Here is a 22182-nt window from a genome sequence, read left to right on the forward strand (position 1 = left end):
CGGGCGCGGAGTGTGCCGGGGGTCAGAGGACCTGTGCGGGCGTGACCACCTCGGTGATACCGCGCCCGGCGAGGTGGGCCCGGTCATCGGCGCGGCTCGCGAGGACCGTGGTGGGGCGGGCGCCGTCCGCGGTGAGCCGGGCGAACGCCTCGAAGACCTCGCCTCCGGGGGCGCACACCGAGCGGCGGGGCGCGGTGTCGTCGTCCCCGGTGTCGACGACGAGCGCGGTGGTCCGGGGCGCAGGGCGGTGGGCGGCGGCGCGCTGTTCCTCGACGATCCGGGCGATGGCCCGTCCGGCGGGCTTGACCTGCCGGTCGTTGGTGAGCAGCCCGAGTCCGTATTCCAGTTCGGGGAAGTCGGCCAGGGATCGGGAGACGTCGTGGGAGCACCACCAGGTGACGCCCCAGACGTCCTCGCAGTCCAGGGCGTTCGCGACGGTGGCCTCCGTGAACGGGGCGGCGTGCCCGGCGGGGATCAGGGGCGCGGGGGCGCCCACCTCCTGGAGCCACACCGGCCGGTGCGGGTCGTGGGCCCAGGCCTTGGAGAGCTCGATCAGATATGCCGCGTGGTGCTCGGTGGCCGTGCCGTCGCGGCCGTGGCGCTGGGCGGTGCCGTTGAAGACCCAGGAGTGCACGGCGGTGACCGCCCCGATCCGGGCGGCGTGCGCGGGGGTGAAGGCGTGGTCGTCCTGGTACCAGGAGGCGTCGTACTCCGCGTGCAGATGGAGCTTCCCGGGGGCGCCCTCCTCGCAGGCGTCGAGCAGGGTGCGCAGCCAGTCGCCGGCCTGGGCGGGCGTGATGGGGTCGGGGTCGGGGTGCGGGCTTCCGGAGAACTGGTTGATCTCGTTGCCCAGGGTCATCCCGATGAAGTGGGGACGGTCGGCGAGGGCGGCGGCGAGGGTCCGCAGGTACGCGGCCTGGGCGGCCACGACGTCCGGGTCGGTGAAGAGGTTGCGGCGGTGCCAGGTCTGCGTCCAGGCGGGCAGGAAGTCGAAGCTCGACAGGTGTCCCTGGAGTCCGTCCACGTTGACGTCGAGGCCGCGTTCGGCCGCCGCGTCGGCGAGCTGGACGAGCTGCTCGACGGCGCGCGGGCGGATCAGCGTGCGGTTGGGCTGGAAGAGCGGCCAGAGCGGGAAGACCCGGATGTGGTCGAGGCCGAGTCCGGCGATCGAGTCCAGGTCGGCGCGTACGGCGTCGAGGTCGAAGTCCAGCCAGTGGTGGAACCAGCCCTGGCTGGGCGTGTAGTTGGCACCGAAGCGGGGCGCGGTGGAGCTCATGGAAGGGGGTGATCCTCGTTCTGTGGTGGGGGGCGGGGGTCAGCCCTTGACGGCGCCTTCGCCGACGCCCCGGAAGAAGAAGCGCTGCAGGCAGGCGAAGAGCGCGATGAGCGGGGCGACGGCGATGATCGTGCCCGCAGCGACGAGCCGTTCGTCGTTGGCGAAGGTGCCGTGCAGGTAGTTCAGTCCGATGGTCAGGGTGAAGTTCTCCGGGTCGCTGAGCACGATCAGCGGCCACAGGAAGTCGTCCCAGGCGCCCATGAAGGCGAAGATCGCGACGACGGCGAGGGTGCCCTTGACCGAGGGGAGCGCGATCCGCAGGAAGCGCTGCCAGACGTTGGCGCCGTCGACGTACGCGGCTTCCTCCACCTCCTGCGGGAGGTTCAGGAAGGCGTTGCGCATCAGCAGGACGTTCATCGCGCCGATGGAGCCGGGCAGGAGCACCCCGAGCAGGGTGTTGTTGAGGCCGAGATCCCGCATGGTGGTGAACTGGGCGATGATGATGCCCTCCACGGGGACCAGCATCGCGAGGATGAACGCCAGGGTGGCGGCCCGGCGTCCCCGGTAGCGCAGCCTGGCCAGCGCGTAGCCGGCGAGCGCGGCGCCCACGCAGTTGGTCACCACGTTGGCGGAGGCGACCTTCAGGGAGTTGAACGCGTACTCCCAGACCGGGATGGTGTCGGCGACCCGGGTGTAGTTGTCCAGGGTCGGATCGCTGGGGAAGAACTTCGGCGGGGAGCTGAAGATGTCCTCGCCCGGGCCCTTGAGGGAGGTCGAGAGCTGCCACAGGAACGGCCCGACGGTCAGCGCCAGCACGAGGAGCAGCAGCACGTACCGCAGACCGAGCTGCCAGAGCGGGATGCGGCGGCCCTCGGCGTCGGTGGTCCTCAGGATGCTCACGCGTCCTCCTTACGGTCGGCGCGGAGCACCAGCAGCATCAGCCCGACGGTGACGACGAAGATGACGACCGAGATGGCGGAGGCGTACCCGACGCGTCCGGTCAGTCCGGTGCCGACGCGCTGGACCAGCATCACGAGGGTGGTGTCCTCACCGGCCGGGCCGCCGGAGGGGCCCGCCATCAGATAGACCTCGGAGAAGACCTTGAAGGCCGAGACGGAGGCCAGTGCGGCGACGAGCACCATGGTCGAGCGGACGGCGGGGACGGTGACGGTGACGAAGCGGCGTACCGCTCCGGCGCCGTCCACGGCGGCCGCCTCGTGCAGCTCACGGGGCACGTTGGCCAGGGCGGCCAGATAGATGATCATGTAGTAGCCGAGGCCCTTCCAGACCGTGACCGTCATCGCACTCATGAGCAGCAGCCACTGGTCGCTGAGGAAGCCGACCTTGCCGACGCCCACCGCCTCCAGCAGGGAGTTGATCAGCCCGCGGTCGTCGAGCATCCACACCCAGATCAGGCCGACGACCACGATGGACGCGACGACCGGGGTGTAGAAGGCGGAGCGGAAGAAGGTGATGCCGGGGATGTGCCGTTGGACGAGCATCGCCAGCAGCAGCGGGAGTATCACCAGCGCGGGTACGACACCGAGGACGTAGAGCGCGCTGTTGCGGAGCCCGATCCAGAACATCTCGTCGTGGAGCAGCTCCCGGAAGTTGTCCAGGCCGACGAACGTGCCGGGGACGAGCGTCCGGCGGTCGGTGAACGCGTTGACCAGGGTGCTGAAGAACGGGTACAGGCTGAAGGCGCCGACGACCAGGAGCCCGGGGGCGGCGAACAGCCAGGGGCTGAGGGGCAGATGGCGGCTGATGCGGCGCCCCGGCCGGCTGCCGCCCGGGGCGCCGGGCCCGCTCGCCGTTCGGCGGGAGCGGGGCCCGGGGACAGCGTCGGCCGTCGCGAGGGCGTCGGATGACGGGGTGACTGGGGTCTTCATCAGGTCTCAGCTCTGCTGCAGGAGCCGGTCACAGGCCTTGACAGCGTTGTCAAGAGCTTCCTTGGGGCTCTGCTTCCCCTGGAGCGCCTTGGCGATCTGGTTGCGGAGCTCGGTCTTCATCTGCTCGCTGAAGAGCACCGGGGTGTAATTGACCGCCGTCTTCAGCGACTTGGCGGCGGCGACCCGGACGCGCGTCTCGTCCGTGCCGTCCTCCTTCGTGAAGTAGGGGTCGTCGAGCGATCCCGCGGTGCTCGGGAAGATGGCGACCTGCTTCGCGAACTCCATCTGCCGGGTCGCGTCGGTGACGTAGTGCGCGAACGCCACGGAGGCGGGCTTGCGCTTCGACTGCGCGTTCACCATGACGCCCATGACGTACATGTTGGCCTTGCCGGTGTTGCTCACCTGGTCCGTGATGCCGATGTTCTTGTAGAGCCCCGGGGCCTGCTTCTTGAAGTTGGCCAGGTCCAGCGCGCTGCCGGGGTTCATCGCCACGGACTCCGTGAGGAACTTGTGGCCTGAGGACTCGGGCGTCGCGGTCAGCGCCTGCGGGTCGAGCGCCTTGGCGTCGTACAACTCCTTGTACTTGGTGAGGAGTTCGATGCCCTTGGCGTCGTTGAAGGCGAAGCCGGTGCCCTCGTCGTTCATCAGCGCACCGCCGTAGCGGCCGAAGTCCTCGATGGTCGGCACGTTGGCGAGGGCCGCGACCTTCCCCTCGCTCGCCCCGGCCAGCTTCAGCCCGGCGGCGAACACCTCGTCGTACGTGGCCGGGGGCTTCGCCGGGTCGAGTCCGGCCTTCTCCAGCAGACGCTTGTTGTAGAACATCGGCCCGGTGTTGAGGTACCAGGGGAAGGCGAACGTGCCCTCGGTGCCGGGCACCTGATGGCTCGCCCAGGCCTCCGGCAGGTACTCCTCGCGGTACTTGGAGGCCGCCTTGTCGAGGTCCAGGGCGATTCCGGCCTGGGCCAGCGGTGCCACCAGGTCGGGCGAGACGTTCACGACGTCGGGGAGGGTGCCGCCCGCCGCGTCCGCGCTGATCTTGTCGGCGTACCCCTCGCCCGGCCGGTCGACCCACTTGACCTCGGTGCCCGGGTACTTCTTCTCGAAGTCGGCGATCACGCCGTTGAAGTAGTCCTTGAAGTTCGCCTGCAGGTTCCAGGTCTGGAAGGTGATCTCCCCCTCGACCTTGCCCGACGCGTCGGTGGAGTCCGCTCCGGAACCGCCCCCGCAGGCGCTCAACGGCAGGACGGTGGCGAGTACGACGGCAGCGACGGCTGCTCTGCGGGAGATGCGCACGGTGAACGGCTCCTTTGCTCGGACCAGGCAGGCGAAGGCAAGCGGAGTGGCGAACCCGTCGGCCGCCTTCGCTCGGCTGAGACTGCAAGGCACCCGGGTGAAAGTCAATACATTCACCGAAGATCAACCCGAATCTCATGGATACACGCAGGTCAGACCGGTCTAACCACCCGGTGCAGATGGAGAACTAAAGCGCATTAGGATGCAGCAGCTCAAGCGCATTAGTGATGCGGCGAGTTCTCTCGACCGGACGCTCCGCACGGCCTACACTTCCCCGGGGCAAGAGCGAACGCGCCGGCCTCACGTGGGAACCACGGGGACGCGGGAGAGAGGCACCGGGTGACACCGAAGGGGCCGTCGGCCGAGGACGTTTCACCGGCCAGACGCACACCGGCGCGCCGGCCGACCATGAAGGACATCGCCCAGCGCGCGGGCGTGTCGGAGAGCGCCGTCTCGTTCGCGCTCAACGGCCGTCCGGGCGTCTCGGAGCTCACCCGTGACCGGGTGCGCAGGGTCGCCGAACAGCTGGGCTGGCGGCCCAGTACGGCCGCGCGGGCCCTCTCCGGCGAGGGGTCGGCCACCGTGGGGCTGGTCCTGGCACGCCCGGCGGCCCATCTGGGCGTGGACTCGTTCTTCCTCCAGTTGATCTCGGGAATCCAGGAGGTGCTCGCGGAGCGCCAACTCGGCCTGCTCTTCCAGGTGGTGGAGGACATGGCGGCCGAGTGCGCGGTCTACAGGCGCTGGTGGGCCGAGCACCGGGTCGACGGCGTGCTGGTGGTCGACCCGCGTACGGACGATCCGCGCGCCGCCCTCCTGGACGAACTGGGCCTGCACGCCGTCGTCATCGGCACGCTGCCCGGCAAGGACACCGGGCCGCACCCCGGGCTCTCACAGATCCGGGCGGACGACGCGGGGGCGATGGCGGCGGTCGTGGGACGGCTGTACGAGCTGGGGCACCGGCGCATCGTGCACATCGCGGGGCTCTCCACCCTGGCCCACACCGACCGCCGCATCGAGTCCCTGCGGAGCGAGGCCGACCGGCGCGGTCTGGCCGAGGCGCACTCGGTGACCACGGACTACTCCGACATCGAGGGGGCGGCGGTCACCCGGCGGCTACTGGAGCGGCCGGTCCGCCCCACGGCCCTGATCTACGACAACGACGTGATGGCCGCGGCCGGTTCGGCGGTCGCCACGGGCCTCGGCCTGACGGTCCCGGACGACGTGTCGGTGGTGTCGTGGGAGGACTCCGCGCTCTGCCGGCTGACCGCGCCATGGCTGACCGCGCTGTCCCGCGACCCGGTCGCGTTCGGCCGCCTCGCCGCCCGGGAACTGACCGCCCTGCTGGACGGCGGCCCGGCCCGCACGGTGCAGGTCCCGCTGCCCCGGCTGATCGAACGGGGCAGCACGGCGGCGGCCCGGGGCGACGGGGAGGGGACCGACGAGGTCCCGGCGGGGTGACCTGCCCACCCTGCGCCGGGTGTTCACCGCCGAACTCCCCGTCAACCGTTCCGGCCCTTCTCGGGTCCTGTCCCCGGGGGCCTGCGCGAGGCCCGCTCGCTCGTGAGGACGGAGGCAGGTCGTGGGGATCCGCAAGGCAGCGAAGGGCATCGGCGAATTTCTGGCGGAAACGATCGGGGAAGCGGTCGCCGAGATGGTCCTCGGCCTGCTCGCCTGCGCCCTGCTCTCCGGACTCGTGCTGACCGCCTACCTGAGCTGGTCCTTCAGCCCACGTGCGACCCTCGCCGGTGTCGCGCTGCTCAGCCTTTTCCTCGCGCACGGCGCCTGGCAGACCTTCCGCGAACCCGTGCGGCGCCGCAGTCGGGGCTGGGCCGCCGTTGCCGCGGCCGGCTTCACCCTCGCCGCCGCGACGGCCGTGCTCCTGCTCCTCTACGCCACGGACTGTGCCTGCCTGTGAAGCCGTCCTTTTCACCGTGCCGTCGCAGTGCCGCCACCGGCCGACGTCACCCAGGGAGGGGCCGGTCCTCGACGACGTGCTTCATCACCAGGGTCGAGGTCAGGCGCTGGACACCGGGCAGACGGGCCAGTTGCTCGTCGTAGAGGCGCTGGAAGGCGGCCAGGTCGGTGGTGGCCACCCGGAGAAGGTAGTCGGGTTCGCCGAAGAGGCGCTGGGCCTGGAGCACGTGGGGAATGGCCGACACGGCCTCCTCGAAGGCGGTGACCGTGTCGGGTGCCTGCCAGCGCAGGGTCGCGAAGACGAGGGCCTCGAAGTCGAGGTCGAGAGCCGAGGGGTCCACGACCGCCCGGTAGCCGCGGATCACCCCCCCTTTCGGCCTAGCCTTTCTACTGCAAACACGCAGGTGAGAGGTATGGGCTTCATGGATACGACCACACTGGCGGCCTTCCTGGCGGTGGATCTGCTACTGGTCCTGACGCCGGGCGCGGACTGGGCCTTCGCGATCTCCGCGGGGCTGAGGGAGCGGTCGGTCGTCCCGGCGGTCGTCGGACTGCCGGCGGGCCACGTCGCGTACGCGCTGCTGGCTGTCGCGGGCCTGGCGGTGATCGTGGCGGGCTCCGCGCCCGCCCTCACCGTGCTCACCGTCGCGGGGGCCGGCTATCTGGTGTGGCTGGGCTGGGGAGTGCTGCGCCGGGCCCCCGGTCGTGGCCGTGTCGGGCGGGGAAGCAGGTCCCTCCCGGCTTCAGGTGCTACTGGGAGGGGCGGGGGTCAGCGGCCTCAACCCGAAGGCGCTGCTGCTGTTCTTCCCCCTCTTCCCCCAGTTCGTCGACACCACCGCCGGATGGCCGGTGGCCGGACAGACCGGGCTGCTCGGCGCGGTCCATGTGACCGCCTGTGCGGTGGTGTATCTCGCGGTCGGGCTGCTCGCCCGCACCGTGCTCAGGACCCGGCCCCGGGCCGCCCGGGGCGTCACCCGGATCTCGGGTGTCATGATGATCGCGATCGGCGGCTTCCTGCTGCTGGAGCGTACGGCCGGCTGGTGAGCGAGCCGCCCGTGGAGCCACGGAAGGAGATCTGATGCAGGAGCACCCCGCAGAGGACGCGAAGGAACCGGCGGAAGAGAGCCCAGGGACACAGGCCCGTATCCGCGACAGCTTCGCCCGCCAGGGGCTGATGGGCCATCTCGGCGCCCGGATCACCGAGATCGCCCCGGGCCGTGTCCGTATCGTCCTGCCGAGCCGCCCCGAAGTCACCCAGCAGCACGGCTACATCCACGCCGGCGCCACCAGTGCCATCGCGGACAGCGCCGGAGGCTACGCCGCGCTCACCCTGTTCCCGGAGAACACCGAGGTCCTCACCGTCGAGTACAAGCTCAACCTCCTCTCGCCCGCCGTCGGCGAACAGGTGGAGGCGGTGGGTACGGTGCTGCGGCCAGGACGCACGCTCACCGTGTGCCGGCTGGAGGTGTTCGGCGTGCAGGACGGCCGGCCCAAGCTCGTCGCGGCCGGTCAGCAGACCCTGATCCGCGTGGACAGCCCCGCAGCGTAGCGACGGTTTCCCGAAGTCCCCTCCCCCGCAACGGCGTTCGAGGCCCGCCGTCAGCCGCGTACCCGGAAGGCCAGCAGCCGGTACGAGGGATCGGCGCGCGGGCGGTCCGGGTCGGGCAGTGCGGTGAGCTCGGCGGCGAGCCGGGTGGCGGCCGTCCCGGGCAGGGCGAGCCGCGAGGCGTAGTCGCCCCGCAGCACCGCCCGGGCGGTGCGCAGGGGTGAACGCCCCTGCCCGTGCCCCGTGAAGCCGGCCTCACCGACCGGCTCAAGACCGCAGGTCCGCGCGTGACCGGTGACCAGATCCGCCGCGTCGGCCGGCCGTGAGCTGCGATAGGGAGCGAGGACCGCGTCGATGTCGCTGCCCACGTCGTGCCCCGCGTCCTTGTCGACCGTGGTGAGGAAGACCCCGCCCGGCCTCAGCACCCTGGACACCTCGGTCACCACCTCGCGGACAGGCCCGTCACCGCGCAGCAGGTGCAGCAGCCACACAGCACTGACCGCGTCGACCGCGTCGGCGGACAGGGGCAAGCGCCGTACGTCGGCGAGGACGACCGTCCCGATCCGCTGCCGGGCCAGCCGTGCCATGCCGTACGAGGCATCCGCGCCGAACACCCGGAGTCCCGGGCGGCCATGGGCGATCCGCCGGGTGACCAGCCCCGTGCCGCAGCCGATGTCCAGCAGCGTACGGGCGGAGCCGGGCAGCAGCCCGAGGACGGCGCCCGCCGCGGCCTCGGCCCGGGGCTCCCCGCCTCGGGTCCTGTCGTACCGGGCGGCCTGCTCGTCGTAATCCAGCACGCCGCCACTCTAAGGGCTGCCCCGCGATTCCTGGCGGGACAGCCCTCGGGCGGTGAACCCGGCCGTACTCAGCCCAGCGCGATGTCTCCCGAGCGGGGCGGCACGGCGTCGAGGGTGGAGAGCGTCGCCTCGTCGAGCGTGAGCGCTCCCGCCTCGACGTTCTCCTCCAGGTGACCGGGGTCGGCCGTGCCGGGGATCAGCAGCAGGTGCGGGGCGTGGTGGAGCAGCCAGGCCAGGCCGACCTGGGCGGGTGTGGCACCGAGGTCACGGGCGGCGGCGATCACCGCGGGCTCGTCGGACACCTTCGGCAGGCCGTCGAAGGCGCTGCCGAGGGGGAAGTAGGGCACCCAGGCGATGTCCTCGGCGAGGCAGAGCCGGAGCGCGTCCTCGTCGTCCCGCGTCAGGAGGCTGTACGCGTTCTGCACACAGGCGATGCCGGCGGGAAGGGCCCGGCGCACTCCGTCGGCGGTCACGCTGCTGAGGCCGATCGCACCGATCTTGCCCTCGTCCCGCAGGGCGGTCATCACGGCGAGCTGGTCGTCGAGGCCGACGATCTGGTCGCCCTCGGCGCGCAGCCCGGGGCCGGTGTCCGGCCGGCGCAGATTGACGAGGGGGATCTGTTCGAGGCCGAGGCTGGCCAGGTTGTCCTCGACGCTGGCGCGCAGCTGTTCGGGGCGCTGCGCGAAGCGCAGGGGTACGGGGCCGTCGGGGTCGGGATCGGCCCCGACCTTGCTGACCACGATGACGTCGTCCTCGGGGCGGACGGCTTCGCGGATCACGTCGTTGACGAAGCCGTGGCCGTAGAACTGGGCGGTGTCGATGTGGTCGATCCCCAGCTCCACGCTGCGGCGCAGGAGTGCCACGGCCGCCTTGCGGTCGCCCCTCAGACGTTCGAGTTGCATGGCGCCGAAGCCGACGCGGGAGACGGTGCGGCCCGCGAGCCGGCCGGGCCCGCCGGCGCGCCCGGCGCCGGATGCCGTGTGCTGGAGAGATCGGGTGGGAGAGGCCATGACGGTCCCGTTCTCGTGAGACGATGAGTTAAGCGGAGTGACTCCGCTTAATCCAGGCTAGCAGTAAACGGAGGACCTCCGCTTTGTCCGAGCCCGAATCCCCGACCACCGGCTCCGGCGCGCCGTCGCCCGGACGCCCGGTACGGGCCGACGCACGGCGCAACCGCGACCGGATCCTCTCCGTCGCACGTGCCGCCTTCGCCTCGACCGCCGATACCGTCCCTCTGGACGCGATCGCCCGCGAGGCCGGTATCGGGATCGGCACGCTCTACCGCCACTTCCCGACCAGGGAAGCGCTCGTCGAGGCCATCTACTCCGCGGAGCTGGACGAGGTCGTCTCCAGCGCGCCCGCACTGCTCGCCGAGCTTCCACCGGAAGCCGCCCTCCGCGCCTGGGTGGCCAGGTACGCGGCGTTCGTCGAGGTCAAGCGCGGGATGTCCGCCACCCTGCGCGCGGGCTGGGCGTCCGGCAGCATCGCCACGCCCGCGACGCGGGAGCGGATCACGGAGGCCATCGCGGTGATCCTGGCCGGTGGTGTGCGGGACGGTTCGCTCCGTGCGGACGTCGGGCCGGAGGACGTCACGATGATGCTGCTCGGGGTCTTCCTCTCCACGACGGCGAGCGACTCCCCCGAGCGGACCGGCCCGCTCCTCGACCTGGTGGTCGACGCGCTCCGGTGCTCGTCGGGGGGCAACGGCTAGGGCCTCTCGTTTGGATCATGCCGGGCTCGCGGGGTCTGGCACGCACATCTGCGGCGTTGTCGTCAGTCGGCAACGCTCCGCGTTGACTCCCTCCTCCGCCTTGCAGCTGCACGCACCAGACCCCGCTCCCTGATCCGGCCTGATCCAAACGAAAGACCCTAGCGGTCCGGACCAGGTGGCGGGCAGGCGCGGCGGGCCGCCCGTCGGGACGGCCGCGACCCGCGTATTGCCGGTGGGGGCCGGCGGCCATAACGTGCGCTCATGGAGCTGGAGTTACGTCATCTGCGTACCGTACGGGCCATTGCCGACACCGGCAGTCTGACGAAGGCCGCGGCGGCTCTGGGGCTCGCCCAGCCCGCGCTCAGCGCCCAGTTGCGGCGGATCGAGAAGGCGCTCGGCGGCTCGCTCTTCGACCGTGACCACACGGGCGCACGGCCCACCCTGCTCGGTGAACTGGTGCTGGAGCGGGCCCGGGTGGTGCTGCCCGCGGTGAGCGGGCTCCAGGAGGAGGCGGTGCGCTTCGCCAACACCTGGGCCGCCGTGGAGCGCTTCCGTCTCGGCGGGACGCACGGCCCGCTGCTCGGCGGTCTGGTCGACCGGCTGGCCGCCGCGCATCCGACGGCGCCCGTGTCCACGTACACCTCGTGGTCGGTGGCCGAGATCGCCTCGCTGCTGATCGAGGGCAGGCTGGACTTCGCCCTGATCGGGGCGTGCGGGGAGAGCCCGCCGCCGATGGCGGACCGGCTCGTCTGGCAGGTGATCGGGGTCGACCCGGTGTTCGTCATGCTGCCCGAGAACCATCCGCTTGCGGACCGGGAGGAGCTCGAACTCTCCGCGCTGGCCGACGAGTGCTGGGCCGACGTGCCCGGCGACGGCTGCTTCGCGGACTGCTTCACCGCGGCGTGCACGCGGGCCGGCTTCACCCCGGCGTCGGTGTACGAGACGGACACGGTGTCCGTCGTCCACCTGGTCCAGGTGGGCCGGGCGGTCGGACTGTGCAGGGCCACGTTCCCGCCCGCCCCGGGCCTGGTGACGCGCCCCCTCGCCGGTGCGCCGCTGAGCTGGCGCCATCTGCTGGGCCGTCACCCACGGTCCTCCACCGCCGGTGCCGCGTCCGCCGCGGTGAGCGGGCACACCCGCGCGGCGTACGCGGAGGCGGTGCGGCGCAGCGACAGTTACGCGAACTGGCTCGCCGCACACCCCCGCTTCGGCCCCGCCCCGTGAGGGCCGCCTACTGCGCGCCGTACCCGGGGGCGATCGCCTCCACCCGGGCGGCCAGCGCGAGGTCCTTGCGGGTGACGGCACCCCCGGCGTCGTGCGTGTGCACCGCGAGGGCCACCGTGTTGTAGCCCAGCGTCAGGTCCGAGTGATGGTTGAGCTCGTCCTGGATCTGGGCGACGTGGACGGTCAGCGCGGCGGCCGCGAAGTGGGACGGCAGCCGGTAGGTGCGGACGATCCGGTCCCCCTCCAGCTCCCAGCCGGGCAACTCGCGCAGACCGGCCTCGATGTCGTCTGCGGACAGCGGTTCGGTGGGCATACGGCGACTCCTGGGCGTATCGGTGCGGTCGACGGGTGCCCGTGACGTTACGGTCCGGGCCCACCGCCTGTCGCGCGTGACACGGGGCGGGGCGCCCGGCCCCGCTCAGGCCCGGCCGGCCGTGTCCAGGGCGCGTCGCTCCGGGTGAGCGGCGTCGCCGCCGCGCTCATGACGGCCAGGAGGATCACGGCGAGGACCAGCGGCAGGGACGGGTGCCCGTTCAGCAGGCCCAGGGCACCGAGGAAGGCACCGGCCAGCAGGGCGCCGGCGGACAGGACGCGGCGCCCCGACCGGCTGCCGGGCCCCGCGGCGAGACGGCTGTCGGCCACCGCGCCGGTGAGGGTACGGGTCAACACGGTCGTGGTGAGGTCGGGCACGGCGAGCGCCCGGACGGCCGCGTTCTGCACACCGAGTCCGACGCCGAGCAGCACGATGAGCGCGAAGCGGACGCCACCGGTGTACGGCCCGCCCGAGATCAGGGTGACGACCATGGCGGCGGCGACGAAGGCGGTCTCGACGAGGAGCGCGCGCTGCAACTGGCGGCCCCGGTGCGCCCTGGCCCGGTGGACCGCGATGCCGCCGGCCAGCGCCCCCGCCCCGAAGGACAGGAGCGCCACCGCCGAGGCCAGGGTCGAGAAGGTCGCCGCGCCCGCGAAGGCGAAGCCCATGAACACGACGTTGCCCGTCATGTTGGCGACGAAGACGTGCCCGAGGAGCAGATAGCTGAACGCGTCGACCAGTCCGGTGAGCACGGTCAGGATCAGCAGGACCGGCGGCAGCGGACCGTGCGGGCCCTCCATGTCCGGTACGAGCGTGTCCCGGGCCTCACGCATCACCTGGAGCATGGGCGGCACACTCCGATCACTCGATGTGATCAGGATTGTGCCGCAGCCCGGCGCCCGCGCTCCCCGTACACGCCGGGCGTCCCGCTCCCCGTACACGCCGGGCGGGGCAGCACCCGCCCCGCCCGGCACCGCTGCCGGAGCGGCCTAGACGCGCGAACACGCCCTAGACGCGCGCCCCGTTGTCGGAAGGGTCCCTGCGCGGTCCGCCGACCGACTTCTTGCGCCCCGGCGCCCGCTTGCGGGCCGGCGGCGGAGCCTTGCTGCTCTTCTCCAGGAGGAGCGCCCCCGGTACCGCCGTCATCACCGAGGAGTACGTCCCCACGCAGATGCCGATGAGCAGGGCGAGCGCGAAGTCCGCCAGCGAGTCGCCGCCCAGGACGGCGAGGGCGATCAGGATGAACAGGGCGCCCATCCCCGTGTTGACGGTGCGCGGGACGGTCTGCAGGACGGCGCGGTTGGCGACATCGGCGATCGGGGCGCGCCGGTTGCGGGCCCACAGCTCCCGTACCCGGTCGAACACCACCACGGAGTCGTTGACGGAGTAGCCGATGACGGTGAGCAGGGCGGCCAGGAAGATCCCGTCGACGGGGCGGCCGAGCCAGGCGAAGGCGCCGATCAGGATGACGACGTCGTGGACCAGGGCCCCGACCGAGGCCACGGCGAACGTCCAGCGGAACCGGGCCGCCAGGTAGGCGAGTTGCACCACCACGGCCACACCCAGGGCGATCAGGGCGTTGCGCCGCAGTTCGTCCCCGAGGCTGGGGCCGATCAGCTCGTCGCGCACCTTGGTGGCCTCGCCGCCCTCCTCGGCGAGCGCGGCCCGCAGGGCGTGTTCCCCGTCGTTGTCCAGCTTCCCGGTGCGTACGGAGAGATCGTGCTCGCCCGCGATGGTGACCTCGGCATCGGTGAAGCCCGCGGCGGCGATCGAGTCACGGGCGGTCTCGACGTCGACGGGGCGGCTCGTGGAGTACTCGACCAGCCGCCCGCCGGTGAACTCGACCCCCAGGTCGACGCCGCGCACGAGGATGCCGGCCACGGCGAGGACGACCAGCGCGGTGGACACCATCAGCCAGCGCTTCGGCGAGCGGAACAGCTGGGGGTCGCGTTCGTTCAGCCAGGTGCGGACCCTGCCGGGCCGTGCGATGCCGTTGACGCCCCGGTAGTCCCCGACGAACCGGGATCCCGCCGCGATCTCCGTGAGCGCCCTCGCGATGACCAGCGCGGAGAACATCGAGACCAGGACGCCGATGGCGAGCGTGACACCGAAGCCCTTGACCGGTCCCGAGCCGAGGAAGAAGAGCAGCCCGGCGGCGATGAGCGTGGTGACGTTGGAGTCGGCGACGGCGCTCCAGGCGTTGCGGAATCCCGCGCCGAGCGCGGAGCGCAGCGAACCGTTCCGCCGGTCCGCGTACTCCTCGCGGGCCCGTTCGAAGACAAGGACGTTGGCATCGACCGCCATCCCGATGGCGAGGACGAAACCGGCGAGGCCGGGCAGGGTCAGCGTGACCCCCAGGCCGACGAGGGCGGCGTAGGAGATCACCCCGTACGCGGCGAGGGCCATCGCGGCGAGCGCGCCGAACAGCCGGTACATCACGGTGATGAAGAGGGCGGTGGCCGCGGCGCCGATGAGCGCGGCCCGGGCACTGGCGTCGATGGCGGCCGCCCCGAGCGTCGGGCCGACGGTCCGCTGCTCGACGATCTCCACCGGGACGGGGAGCGCGCCGCCCTTGATGAGCAGGGCGAGATCGCGTGCCTCGCCGGCGCTGAACGAACCGGTGATCTGGGTCGAACCGGAGGGAAGCCCGACGTCGCAGCCGACCGACGGGGAGACCTGCGGCGAGGAGATGACCTTCCCGTCGAGGACGATGGCGACGCGACGCCGTTCGTCACCGGTCGGATGGCACGCGGCTTCCCCGGTCAGGCCGGTCCACTTCTTGCCGGCGTCCTTGTGGAAGTCGAGGGAGACGCTCCAGCCCGTGCCCTGCTGGGCGTCGAAGTCCGCGGTGGCGTCCTTCACGCCCGCGCCGGAGAGCCGCACCGGGCCGAGGTCGAGCAGACCGCCCTGCTCGTCCGGGAGTGTCGGCCCGTCCTTCGCCGTGCCCTCCTTCTTCTCCTCGGCCCCGGGGCCGAGGACGGCGTGGAAGCTGAGCTGGGCGGTCCTGCCGATGACTTCGGCGGCCTGGCGCGGGTCCTGGACGTCGGGCAGTTCGACGATGATCCGGTCCTCGCCCGAGCGGGTCAGGACGGGTTCGGCGACGCCGAGGGAGTCGATGCGCTGGCGCAGCACCTCCAGGGTGCGGTCGGTGCTCTCCCGGTCCGCCTTCGCGGTGCCGGAGTCCTTGGCCTGGAGCACCATCCGGGTGCCGCCCTGGAGGTCGAGGCCGAGTCTGGGTGACATGGTCAGCGTGATGAGCACGGAGACGAGCAGTACGGCGGCAGCCAGAACCGCTCGCACCGTGGTGGCGCGAGTCATGGGAATCCCCTTGGGTGGGCGTCGTCCGCCCTGGCCTCAGCGGGGAGGGCGGGGCGACGGGTCTGTGGAGCAGGACCGGCGAAGGGCCGGCTGACCGGCCGTCACCCCTGGAGGACCCCGCACCCCCGGCAGCGCGGCCCCGGCCCGTACGACGGCGAAGGGCGCGGCGGTGCCTCCCCACGGCGAGGCACCCCGGGGCAGCGGAAGGCCCTGCGGGCTCGGAGGCACGGCGCCGTGGCCGGGGAGAGGGACGTGGAGCGGGCCGTGCGGACGGTCCGCGCCCGCACGCTGCCCCAGGCCGAAGGCGGATGCCCGGCCCGCCTCCGCCCATAGGACGGGACCGGGCCCGACGGACGCCTCCGGCAGGGAGGCGCGCACATCGGAACCGACGGAGTACGGGGAAACGGGCCCAGCGCCGCCCGGCGCGCCACGGGTATCGAGGTCACCTGTCCCTGCGGCGCCAGGCGCGGCGCCAGGATCGGGGTCACCTGTCCCAGCGCCGCCGAACGCGGCACGGGTATCGAGATCACCTGCCCGAGCGGTGCCCGGCGCGGCGCGGGTATCAGTGTGATCGGGCCCCGCGTCGCCGAGCGCGGCGAAGGCGTCAGAGTGTGCGGGCCCGTGCGTGGCATGCGCGCCGCCGGTGTATGCAGGCGCTGGGGCGGGCCCCGCGGTGACGGGCGCCGCGCCGGGGAGCGGGACGGGAAGTGTCGCTCCCGCTGCCGTGGGCGCGCCGCCGAGAAGTGTCAGGACGGCGAGGAGCAGCGCGGCGAGGAAGTACCGCACCTCGTGCGGCGGTGGGCCGTGCGTCCCCCGCGGGGGCGCGTTCCCCCGGGGAGCCCCCGGGAGGGGGCTCACCTCAGCCGGACCGGACGCAGGGACACCGCGCCCACGCCGGAGGAGGCCAGGACGGAGTCCAGGATCAGCGCGGCACCCCGTACGACAGCGGTCGAGGGATCGGGGACGACGCGCACCGGCGCACCCAGGCGGCCCGCGATCAGGTCGGTGACGTCACGGCGGAACGCTCCGCCGCCGGTGAGCACGGGCCCACGGCGCAACGCCCCGCGCACCGCACCGTGCTGGTCCTCGTGCCACATGGACGTGATCATATCGAGGACGCTCCGGGCGAGTTCGGCAGCCAGCGAACGCGGTTCGAGATCGCTGAGCCCCGCGTCGGCCTGGCGGGCGTCGACGACCTGCCCGTCCACCAGCAGCGCGACCTCGGTCAGCTCGGCACCCATGTCGACGACCAGCACGGGGCCGCCGCCGAGCAGCCCGGCGCACGCGGCGGCCGCGCTGGCGCTGTTGAGGACCACGGCATCGGACGTGCCCAGCGCGGCGAGCAGTTCGCCCGCCAGCGCGCGGTGTTCGCGTCCGGCCAGGACCGGGTGGCTGAGCACGATCACGCTGTCCTGGCGGTGCTCACCCAGCGCGGTGTCCGCGAGACGGCCCAGCAGCCCGGCGCAGGACGCCGGATCGACGATGCGTCCCCGCCGGACCGGCCGGCCGGCGCCGTCCTCCCAGCCCGCCGGACCGCAGGTGACGGGGCCCAGCCCCGGGACCCAGGCACGGGTCCCGGAGCTGCCGAGGTCGACGGCGAGCCCTCTGACGGGACCGGGGCGGTGCGCCGCATCCGCGTGCGCCTCCCGCTGCCGGAGGACGGGCCGGCCACGCCTCCGTCCGTCACGCGAAGAACGCATCGGCCCTCACCCTCAGGTCTCCCGCCTCGGCAGTCACTCCACATCGACCGCTGATAGCGAGGCATGATTGAGCCCTCACTATGCAATACGCGGAATAAAAAGGCCACTCCCTTGATAATTCCAAGGTGCGCGGGCGTGTGTACCTTTCACACCACCGAGGCGAGATACGTCTCGACCAGCTCCGCGAATTCCTCCGGCGCGGCTATCCGGACGCCGAGGTCCTCGGCCTTGCTCCGCTTCGATCCGGCCTTCTCCCCCGCGACCAGCAGGCTCGTGCGCTTGGAGACGCTGGAGGAGGACTTTCCGCCGGCCCGCTCGATCAGCTCGTTCATCTGATTGCGCGAGAGCTTTTCCAGGGCGCCGGTCATGGCCCCCGTGACCACCACCGTCATGCCCGCGAGCGGCAGACCGGCCGCCCCGTCCTCGGCACCGTCCTCCGGCTCGGCACCGGGCTCCGGCGGCGGGGTCGCGCCGGGCTCCGTCATGGTGACGTCCGCGGCCACCAGCTTCCCGATCAGCGGCGCCAGCTCCGCCAGCTCCGTGACGACCGCCGCCGCCTTCTCCTTGCCGATGCCGTCCACCTGCTGCAACGCCTCCGCGTCAGCCGCGACGATCCGGTCCATCGAGGCGAAGTGACGGGCGATCCGCCGGGACATGGAGCGCCCCGTGCCCCGTACACCGAGGGCGCAGAAGACTCGGGAGAGCGGCTGCGACCTGGCCGTCTCGATGGCCGCCAGCAGATTGTCGGTGGAGGTCTCCCCCATCCGCTCGAGGGAGAGCAGCTGCTCCCGCTCCAGCGTGAAGAGGTCGGCGAAGTCCCGTACGAGACCCGCGTCGACGAGCTGGACGACGCGGGTGGCACCGAGACCTTCGATGTCGAGCTGGTCACGGCCGGCCGCGTAGGAGATGGAGGCGACCAGACGGCAGTCACGCCCCCGGGTGCAGCGCCAGCGCTGCTCGGTCATGTCGATCTCCGACCCGCACTGCGGGCAGACCTCGGGGAAGGCGACCGGCCGCTCCTCGCCCGTCCGCAGATGCGCGACCGGGGCCTCGATCCGGGGAATGATGTCGCCCGCCTTGTAGACCATCACGTGGTCGCCCAGGCGCAGATCGCGGCGGGTGATGTCGGCCGGGTTGTGCAGGGTGGCGTACCCGACGGTGGATCCGTCGATCTCGACGGGCTCCAGCACGGCGCGCGGCGCGATGATGCCGGTCCGGCCGACGTTCCACTCGACGTCCAGCAGCCGGGTGACCTTCTCCACGGCCGGGAGCTTGTACGCGATGGCCCAGCGCGGCGCGCGCGTCCCCGAGCCCGCGTCGCGCTGGTCGGCCGCGAGGTCCGCCTTGATGACGATGCCGTCGATCCCGAACGGCAGCGAGGCGCGCAGGGCCGCGATGTCCTCGACCCCGGTCTGCACCTCCTCGACCGTGCCGACGGTGCGCGGGGCGACCGCGGTGGCCGCGGCCGTGTGGACACCGAGGCCGGCGACATACTCCAGGACCTCGCTGTGCGGGAGCTCGCCCAGCGTGTCCGTCAGCTCGCCGGACCCGGGCAGCGCGAGCGCCCCGTACGCGAAGAAGGTCATCTCCACGCGGTACGCACGGTCCTTGGCCCGCAGGGTGCCCGCCGCCCCGTTGCGCGGATTGGCGAAGGGCGCGGCCCCGTGATCCGTGCGCACCGTGTTGGCGAGCTCGAACTGCTCCTGGGTCATGAGGATCTCGCCGCGCACCTCCAGGGTGGCGGGAGCGCCGAGCCGCTCGGGCAGGCCCAGCACCGTACCGATCGCGTGCGAGACGTCCTCGCCGGCCGTGCCGTCGCCCCGGGTGATCAGCCGGTCGAGGCGGCCCTGCTCGTAACGCGCGGCGACCGCCAGGCCGTCGAGCTTCGGCTCCACGCTCCAGGCCGCGACGGGCCTGCCTATCCGGCGCTCCACGGAGGCCGTCCACGTGACGAACTGCTCGGCGGAGAACACGTTGTCCAGGGAGAGCATCGGAACGGTGTGCGGCACGTCCCCCGAAGCCGCCCCGCCGGCCACCTTCCCGGTCGGGGAGGCGTCCAGCACCTCCTGCGGATGCTCCTCCTCGTAGGCCGCGATCCCGCGCACGAGGCGGTCGTACGCGTCGTCGTCGAGCCTGCTCTCACCTGCGGTGTAATACGCGGCGGCGGCACGCTTGGCCTCTTCCACCGCGGCCGCGTAGGCGGCGGTGTCGGCGAGCACTCCAGCTGAGTTCGTCGTCATGACCACCATCCTGCCGCCCACCACTGACAATCCCCTCCGACGTCTGTTCGGAGTCAATGACGAGAGAGCGCTCTCCCAAGATTGCCGTAGCCAACTTCGTTCAAATGGCAGGTAATTGAGGCACCGACGCGGAGTATTGACATGCCTGCATCACACTTCTACGTTCATCGAGAGAGCGCTCTCTACCCTGGCCGGACGACCGGTCAGAGGAACCCCACTTCCTCAGAACAGGAGTGCCGTGCTCTTCTTCAACAGACGTACGACCGAACACCGCGGACGCAGAGCCCTGCCACCGTGGCGCTACCGGATCGCGGGGCTGGCCGCCGCCGCCCTCGCCCTGTCCCTCGTCCAGGCCAACGCGGGCAACGCGGCCGGGGACGCGACCTCACAGGCCGGGCCGAAGGCCGCGGCCGACGTGGTGCGGGTCGCCGAGTTCCTCGCGGAATGCCCCTACACGCACCGGGCTCCCGACGACCCGATCGTCTTCCCCGGCCTGCCCGGCGCCTCGCACATGCACAGCTTCTTCGGCAACGACACCACCAACGCCCGTTCCGACCTGGCCTCGCTGGAGAAGGGCCGCACCACCTGCGCACCCACGACCGACCTGTCCTCGTACTGGGTGCCCACGCTGTACGACGGCGACAAGGAGGTGGAGCCGACCGGCACCACCTTCTACTACCTCGGTGAGGGTGTGCGGGACGACGTCATCCGTACGATCAAGCCGTTCCCCCGCGGGCTGCGGATCGTCGCGGGCAACGCCGTGGCGACCGGCCCCGACGACAACACCATCTCGCGCTGGTCCTGTCTCCACCACGGCGAGGTCAACCCGTCCCATGACTTCGTCAACTGCCCGGCGGGCTCGATGATGGAGAGCTATCTCGACTTCCCGCAGTGCTGGAACGGCACCGACCTCGACTCGCCCAACCACAAGAGTCACATGGCCTATCCGGTGGGCGGCGAGTGCCCGTCGACCCATCCGGTCGCGGTGCCCAAGCTGCGGCAGGTCCTGCGCTACCCGGTCAACGGGGACCCGGCACGGTTCCGGCTGGCCTCGGGGCGCGGCTACACGATGCACGGCGACTTCTTCAACGTCTGGCCCGAGGCCGAGATGGCGCAGCGGGTGCGCGACTGCATCAACGCCATCATCAAGTGCGGCGCCGACGGCACTCCCTGATCGACCTGATCAACCGTCACCTCCCTGTCCACCAGGTGCCTGTCCGGAGCCTCGTGCCCCGGACAGGCACCCTCGCGCAAGGACCACCCGCCGATGCCGGCTCGTCGCACCGCAGCGCTGCTCCTCCTGCTCACCGTCCTCACGTCGTGCGCCGAGGGAGGGGCCGGGGACCGTCCGGCGCGCTCCCCGTCCGCTTCCTCTCCGACGGACGCCCCTTCCTCCCCCGTCGCGGACCCGACCGATGCCGCCTGGCTCCAGTTGATGGTCCCGATGGACGAACAGGCCCTGATCCTGCTCGGCCTCGCGGCGGAGAAGGCCGACCCGGGGCTCCGGCCCTGGGCGGCGCGCCTGCGGACCGCCCAGACCACCGAACTGGCGGAGCTGCGGAAGCTGCGCGACCGGATGGGGCTGCCGGACACCGACCTGCACAAGGGGCACGACATGCCCGGCATGGTCACGGCCGGGGACCTCGACGACGCCCGTACCGCCGAGGGGGCCGCCTTCGACCGTCTGCTGGTGACACAGATCCGCGACCATCTGCGCCAGTCGGAGGAGGTCTCCCGCTCCGAGACGACGGCGGGGAGCCGGGCGGAGGCCACCGCCCGCGCCCGGGCGCTCGTCACCGCACGCGGGGAACAGCTGGCCGATCTGGCGGCGTTGTGCGCGGGCAGGGCCGCTGACGTGCCGGAACCCTTCGCCTGCCCGTCGGATCACCCGGTATAAAGACTGCATGACTGCCGACGTATCGCCGCCCGTCCGCCCCGCCACCTTGGAGGACGTGGCCGCGGTGGCGGGCGTCTCCCGGGCGACCGTGTCCCGTGTCATCAACGGCGCGACCACCGTGGACCCGGCGCTGCGCCGGGTCGTGGAGGAGGCGGTCGCCACCACGGGGTACGTCCCCAACCGGGCGGCGCGTTCGTTGGTGACCCGGCGTACGGACTCGATCGCCCTGGTGGTGTCCGAGCGGGAACGGCGCCCGGTCTCCGAGCCGTTCATCGGCCGGATGTTCTCCGACCCGCACTTCGGACGGGTGGTGGCCGGGCTGATGGACGTCCTGCGTCCCGCCGGGATCCAGATGGTGCTGATGCTCGCCGACGACGCGGGCTCCCGCGATCAGCTGCTGTCGTATCTGCGCCAGGGGCACGTCGACGGGGTGGTGCTCATCTCCTCGCACGCCGACGACCCGCTGCCCGGCCTGATCCACGACACCCGGCTGCCCGCCGTGCTGGCCGGCCGGCCCCGGCGTCCCTCCCCGCTCACCTACGTCGAGGCGGACCAGCGGGCCGGGGCCCAGATGGCGGCCGACCACCTGGCCGCCCTGGGGCGACGCCGCATCGGTACGGTCGCGGGCCCGCAGGACATGCCGGCCGGGCAGGTGCGTCTGACCGGCTTCCTGGACGCGCTGGAGCAGCACGGCGTGGGTGACGTGGTGACCGCCGAGGGGGACTTCACCCAGTCGGGCGGGGCTTCGGCGATGCGGCAGCTGCTGAAGGAACGGCCCGATCTGGACGCCGTGTTCATCGCCTCGGACCTGATGGCGCTGGGTGCGCTGCCCGTGCTGCTGCGGGCGGGCAAGGACGTGCCGGCGGATGTGGCGGTCGTGGGCTTCGACGACAGCAACGCGGCGGTGGCGTGCGATCCCCCGCTGACGACCGTACGCCAGCCGGTGGAGGAGATGGCCTCCGAGATGGCGCGGCTCCTCCTCAAGCAGATCGGCAAACCGGGCGAGGGACCGGCTCCGTCCGTGGTCTTCCACCCGACCCTGGTGCACCGCGAGTCCGCCTGAC

At 72.0% G+C, this 22182-nt stretch carries 19 protein-coding genes and 2 pseudogenes; 9 read left to right on the forward strand and 12 right to left on the reverse strand.

Going from position 1 to position 22182, the window contains the following annotated elements; all coding sequences use genetic code 11:
• Positions 1 to 22: 22 nt before the first annotated feature.
• The 4 genes from ACZ607_RS05755 to ACZ607_RS05770 are packed head-to-tail and all read right to left on the reverse strand — an operon-like array spanning position 23 to position 4458.
• A complete protein-coding gene (locus tag ACZ607_RS05755) occupies positions 23 to 1276 on the reverse strand; it encodes a glycoside hydrolase 5 family protein (RefSeq protein WP_469732110.1) in 1254 nt (417 codons plus the stop codon).
• A 39-nt stretch (positions 1277 to 1315) separates the two neighbouring features.
• Positions 1316 to 2176, reverse strand: coding sequence for a carbohydrate ABC transporter permease (locus tag ACZ607_RS05760; protein WP_469732111.1), 861 nt, complete (start codon positions 2174 to 2176; stop codon positions 1316 to 1318).
• Positions 2173 to 3165, reverse strand: a complete 993-nt coding sequence (locus ACZ607_RS05765; protein WP_469732113.1) for a carbohydrate ABC transporter permease — start codon at positions 3163 to 3165, stop codon at positions 2173 to 2175. The genes ACZ607_RS05760 and ACZ607_RS05765 overlap by 4 nt, the downstream gene beginning before the upstream one ends.
• A gap of 6 nt (positions 3166 to 3171) precedes the next feature.
• Entirely contained in the window at positions 3172 to 4458 is a 1287-nt protein-coding gene (locus tag ACZ607_RS05770; RefSeq protein WP_469732114.1) for an ABC transporter substrate-binding protein, read from the reverse strand.
• 408 nt (positions 4459 to 4866) lie between these two features.
• Between ACZ607_RS05770 and ACZ607_RS05775 the strand changes: the two genes are divergently transcribed.
• A complete protein-coding gene (locus tag ACZ607_RS05775) occupies positions 4867 to 5916 on the forward strand; it encodes a LacI family DNA-binding transcriptional regulator (protein WP_469732116.1) in 1050 nt (349 codons plus the stop codon).
• A gap of 121 nt (positions 5917 to 6037) precedes the next feature.
• The gene (locus ACZ607_RS05780) at positions 6038 to 6373 is read left to right on the forward strand and encodes a lysine transporter LysE (protein ID WP_469732118.1); all 336 of its coding nucleotides are present in this window, start codon (positions 6038 to 6040) and stop codon (positions 6371 to 6373) included.
• A gap of 46 nt (positions 6374 to 6419) precedes the next feature.
• Here ACZ607_RS05780 and ACZ607_RS05785 read toward each other — a convergent pair.
• A pseudogene (locus ACZ607_RS05785) lies at positions 6420 to 6767 on the reverse strand (Lrp/AsnC family transcriptional regulator); the annotation flags it as partial.
• 27 nt (positions 6768 to 6794) lie between these two features.
• Between ACZ607_RS05785 and ACZ607_RS05790 the strand changes: the two are divergent.
• Both ACZ607_RS05790 and ACZ607_RS05795 read left to right on the forward strand, forming a co-directional pair.
• Positions 6795 to 7416, forward strand: a pseudogene (locus ACZ607_RS05790) (LysE family translocator).
• 130 nt (positions 7417 to 7546) lie between these two features.
• Positions 7547 to 7921: a PaaI family thioesterase gene (locus ACZ607_RS05795; protein WP_469733400.1), complete on the forward strand. Its 375-nt coding sequence runs from the start codon at positions 7547 to 7549 to the stop codon at positions 7919 to 7921.
• A 50-nt stretch (positions 7922 to 7971) separates the two neighbouring features.
• On the opposite strand, the gene ACZ607_RS05800 is transcribed toward ACZ607_RS05795, so the two are convergent.
• Together ACZ607_RS05800 and ACZ607_RS05805 are read right to left on the reverse strand one after the other, a co-directional pair.
• Positions 7972 to 8715 carry a class I SAM-dependent methyltransferase gene (locus ACZ607_RS05800; protein WP_469732120.1) on the reverse strand — a complete coding sequence of 248 codons (744 nt, stop codon included), beginning with the start codon at positions 8713 to 8715 and terminating at the stop codon, positions 7972 to 7974.
• Between the two features lie 68 nt (positions 8716 to 8783).
• Positions 8784 to 9725 carry an aldo/keto reductase gene (locus tag ACZ607_RS05805; RefSeq protein WP_469732122.1) on the reverse strand — a complete coding sequence of 314 codons (942 nt, stop codon included), beginning with the start codon at positions 9723 to 9725 and terminating at the stop codon, positions 8784 to 8786.
• A gap of 83 nt (positions 9726 to 9808) precedes the next feature.
• Between ACZ607_RS05805 and ACZ607_RS05810 the strand changes: the two genes are divergently transcribed.
• Both ACZ607_RS05810 and ACZ607_RS05815 read left to right on the forward strand, forming a co-directional pair.
• The gene (locus ACZ607_RS05810) at positions 9809 to 10426 is read left to right on the forward strand and encodes a TetR/AcrR family transcriptional regulator (RefSeq protein ID WP_469732124.1); all 618 of its coding nucleotides are present in this window, start codon (positions 9809 to 9811) and stop codon (positions 10424 to 10426) included.
• Between the two features lie 261 nt (positions 10427 to 10687).
• Entirely contained in the window at positions 10688 to 11650 is a 963-nt protein-coding gene (locus tag ACZ607_RS05815) for a LysR family transcriptional regulator (protein ID WP_469732126.1), read from the forward strand.
• A gap of 7 nt (positions 11651 to 11657) precedes the next feature.
• Here the strand turns inward: ACZ607_RS05815 and ACZ607_RS05820 are convergent, their stop codons facing one another.
• The 5 genes from ACZ607_RS05820 to ligA form a co-directional block, all read right to left on the reverse strand.
• On the reverse strand, positions 11658 to 11963 hold the full coding sequence (locus ACZ607_RS05820; protein WP_469732128.1) for a 4a-hydroxytetrahydrobiopterin dehydratase: 306 nt from the start codon (positions 11961 to 11963) through the stop codon (positions 11658 to 11660).
• 47 nt (positions 11964 to 12010) lie between these two features.
• On the reverse strand, positions 12011 to 12808 hold the full coding sequence (locus ACZ607_RS05825; RefSeq protein WP_469732130.1) for a YoaK family protein: 798 nt from the start codon (positions 12806 to 12808) through the stop codon (positions 12011 to 12013).
• A 163-nt stretch (positions 12809 to 12971) separates the two neighbouring features.
• Positions 12972 to 15281: a protein translocase subunit SecD gene (gene secD, locus ACZ607_RS05830; RefSeq protein WP_469732132.1), complete on the reverse strand. Its 2310-nt coding sequence runs from the start codon at positions 15279 to 15281 to the stop codon at positions 12972 to 12974.
• A gap of 854 nt (positions 15282 to 16135) precedes the next feature.
• The gene (locus tag ACZ607_RS05835) at positions 16136 to 16981 is read right to left on the reverse strand and encodes a rod shape-determining protein (RefSeq protein ID WP_469732134.1); all 846 of its coding nucleotides are present in this window, start codon (positions 16979 to 16981) and stop codon (positions 16136 to 16138) included.
• A 146-nt stretch (positions 16982 to 17127) separates the two neighbouring features.
• Positions 17128 to 19221 carry an NAD-dependent DNA ligase LigA gene (gene ligA / locus ACZ607_RS05840; protein WP_469732136.1) on the reverse strand — a complete coding sequence of 698 codons (2094 nt, stop codon included), beginning with the start codon at positions 19219 to 19221 and terminating at the stop codon, positions 17128 to 17130.
• 238 nt (positions 19222 to 19459) lie between these two features.
• On the opposite strand from ligA, the gene ACZ607_RS05845 reads away from it, so the two are divergent.
• The 3 genes from ACZ607_RS05845 to ACZ607_RS05855 all read left to right on the forward strand — a co-directional run bounded on the left by ACZ607_RS05845 (position 19460) and on the right by ACZ607_RS05855 (position 22181).
• Positions 19460 to 20395, forward strand: coding sequence for a DUF1996 domain-containing protein (locus tag ACZ607_RS05845; protein WP_469732138.1), 936 nt, complete (start codon positions 19460 to 19462; stop codon positions 20393 to 20395).
• A gap of 93 nt (positions 20396 to 20488) precedes the next feature.
• Entirely contained in the window at positions 20489 to 21118 is a 630-nt protein-coding gene (locus ACZ607_RS05850; RefSeq protein ID WP_469732140.1) for a DUF305 domain-containing protein, read from the forward strand.
• A 7-nt stretch (positions 21119 to 21125) separates the two neighbouring features.
• A complete protein-coding gene (locus tag ACZ607_RS05855) occupies positions 21126 to 22181 on the forward strand; it encodes a LacI family DNA-binding transcriptional regulator (protein WP_469732142.1) in 1056 nt (351 codons plus the stop codon).
• Position 22182 lies beyond the last annotated feature (1 nt).

Source organism: Streptomyces sp. NPDC104381, from assembly GCF_055583745.1.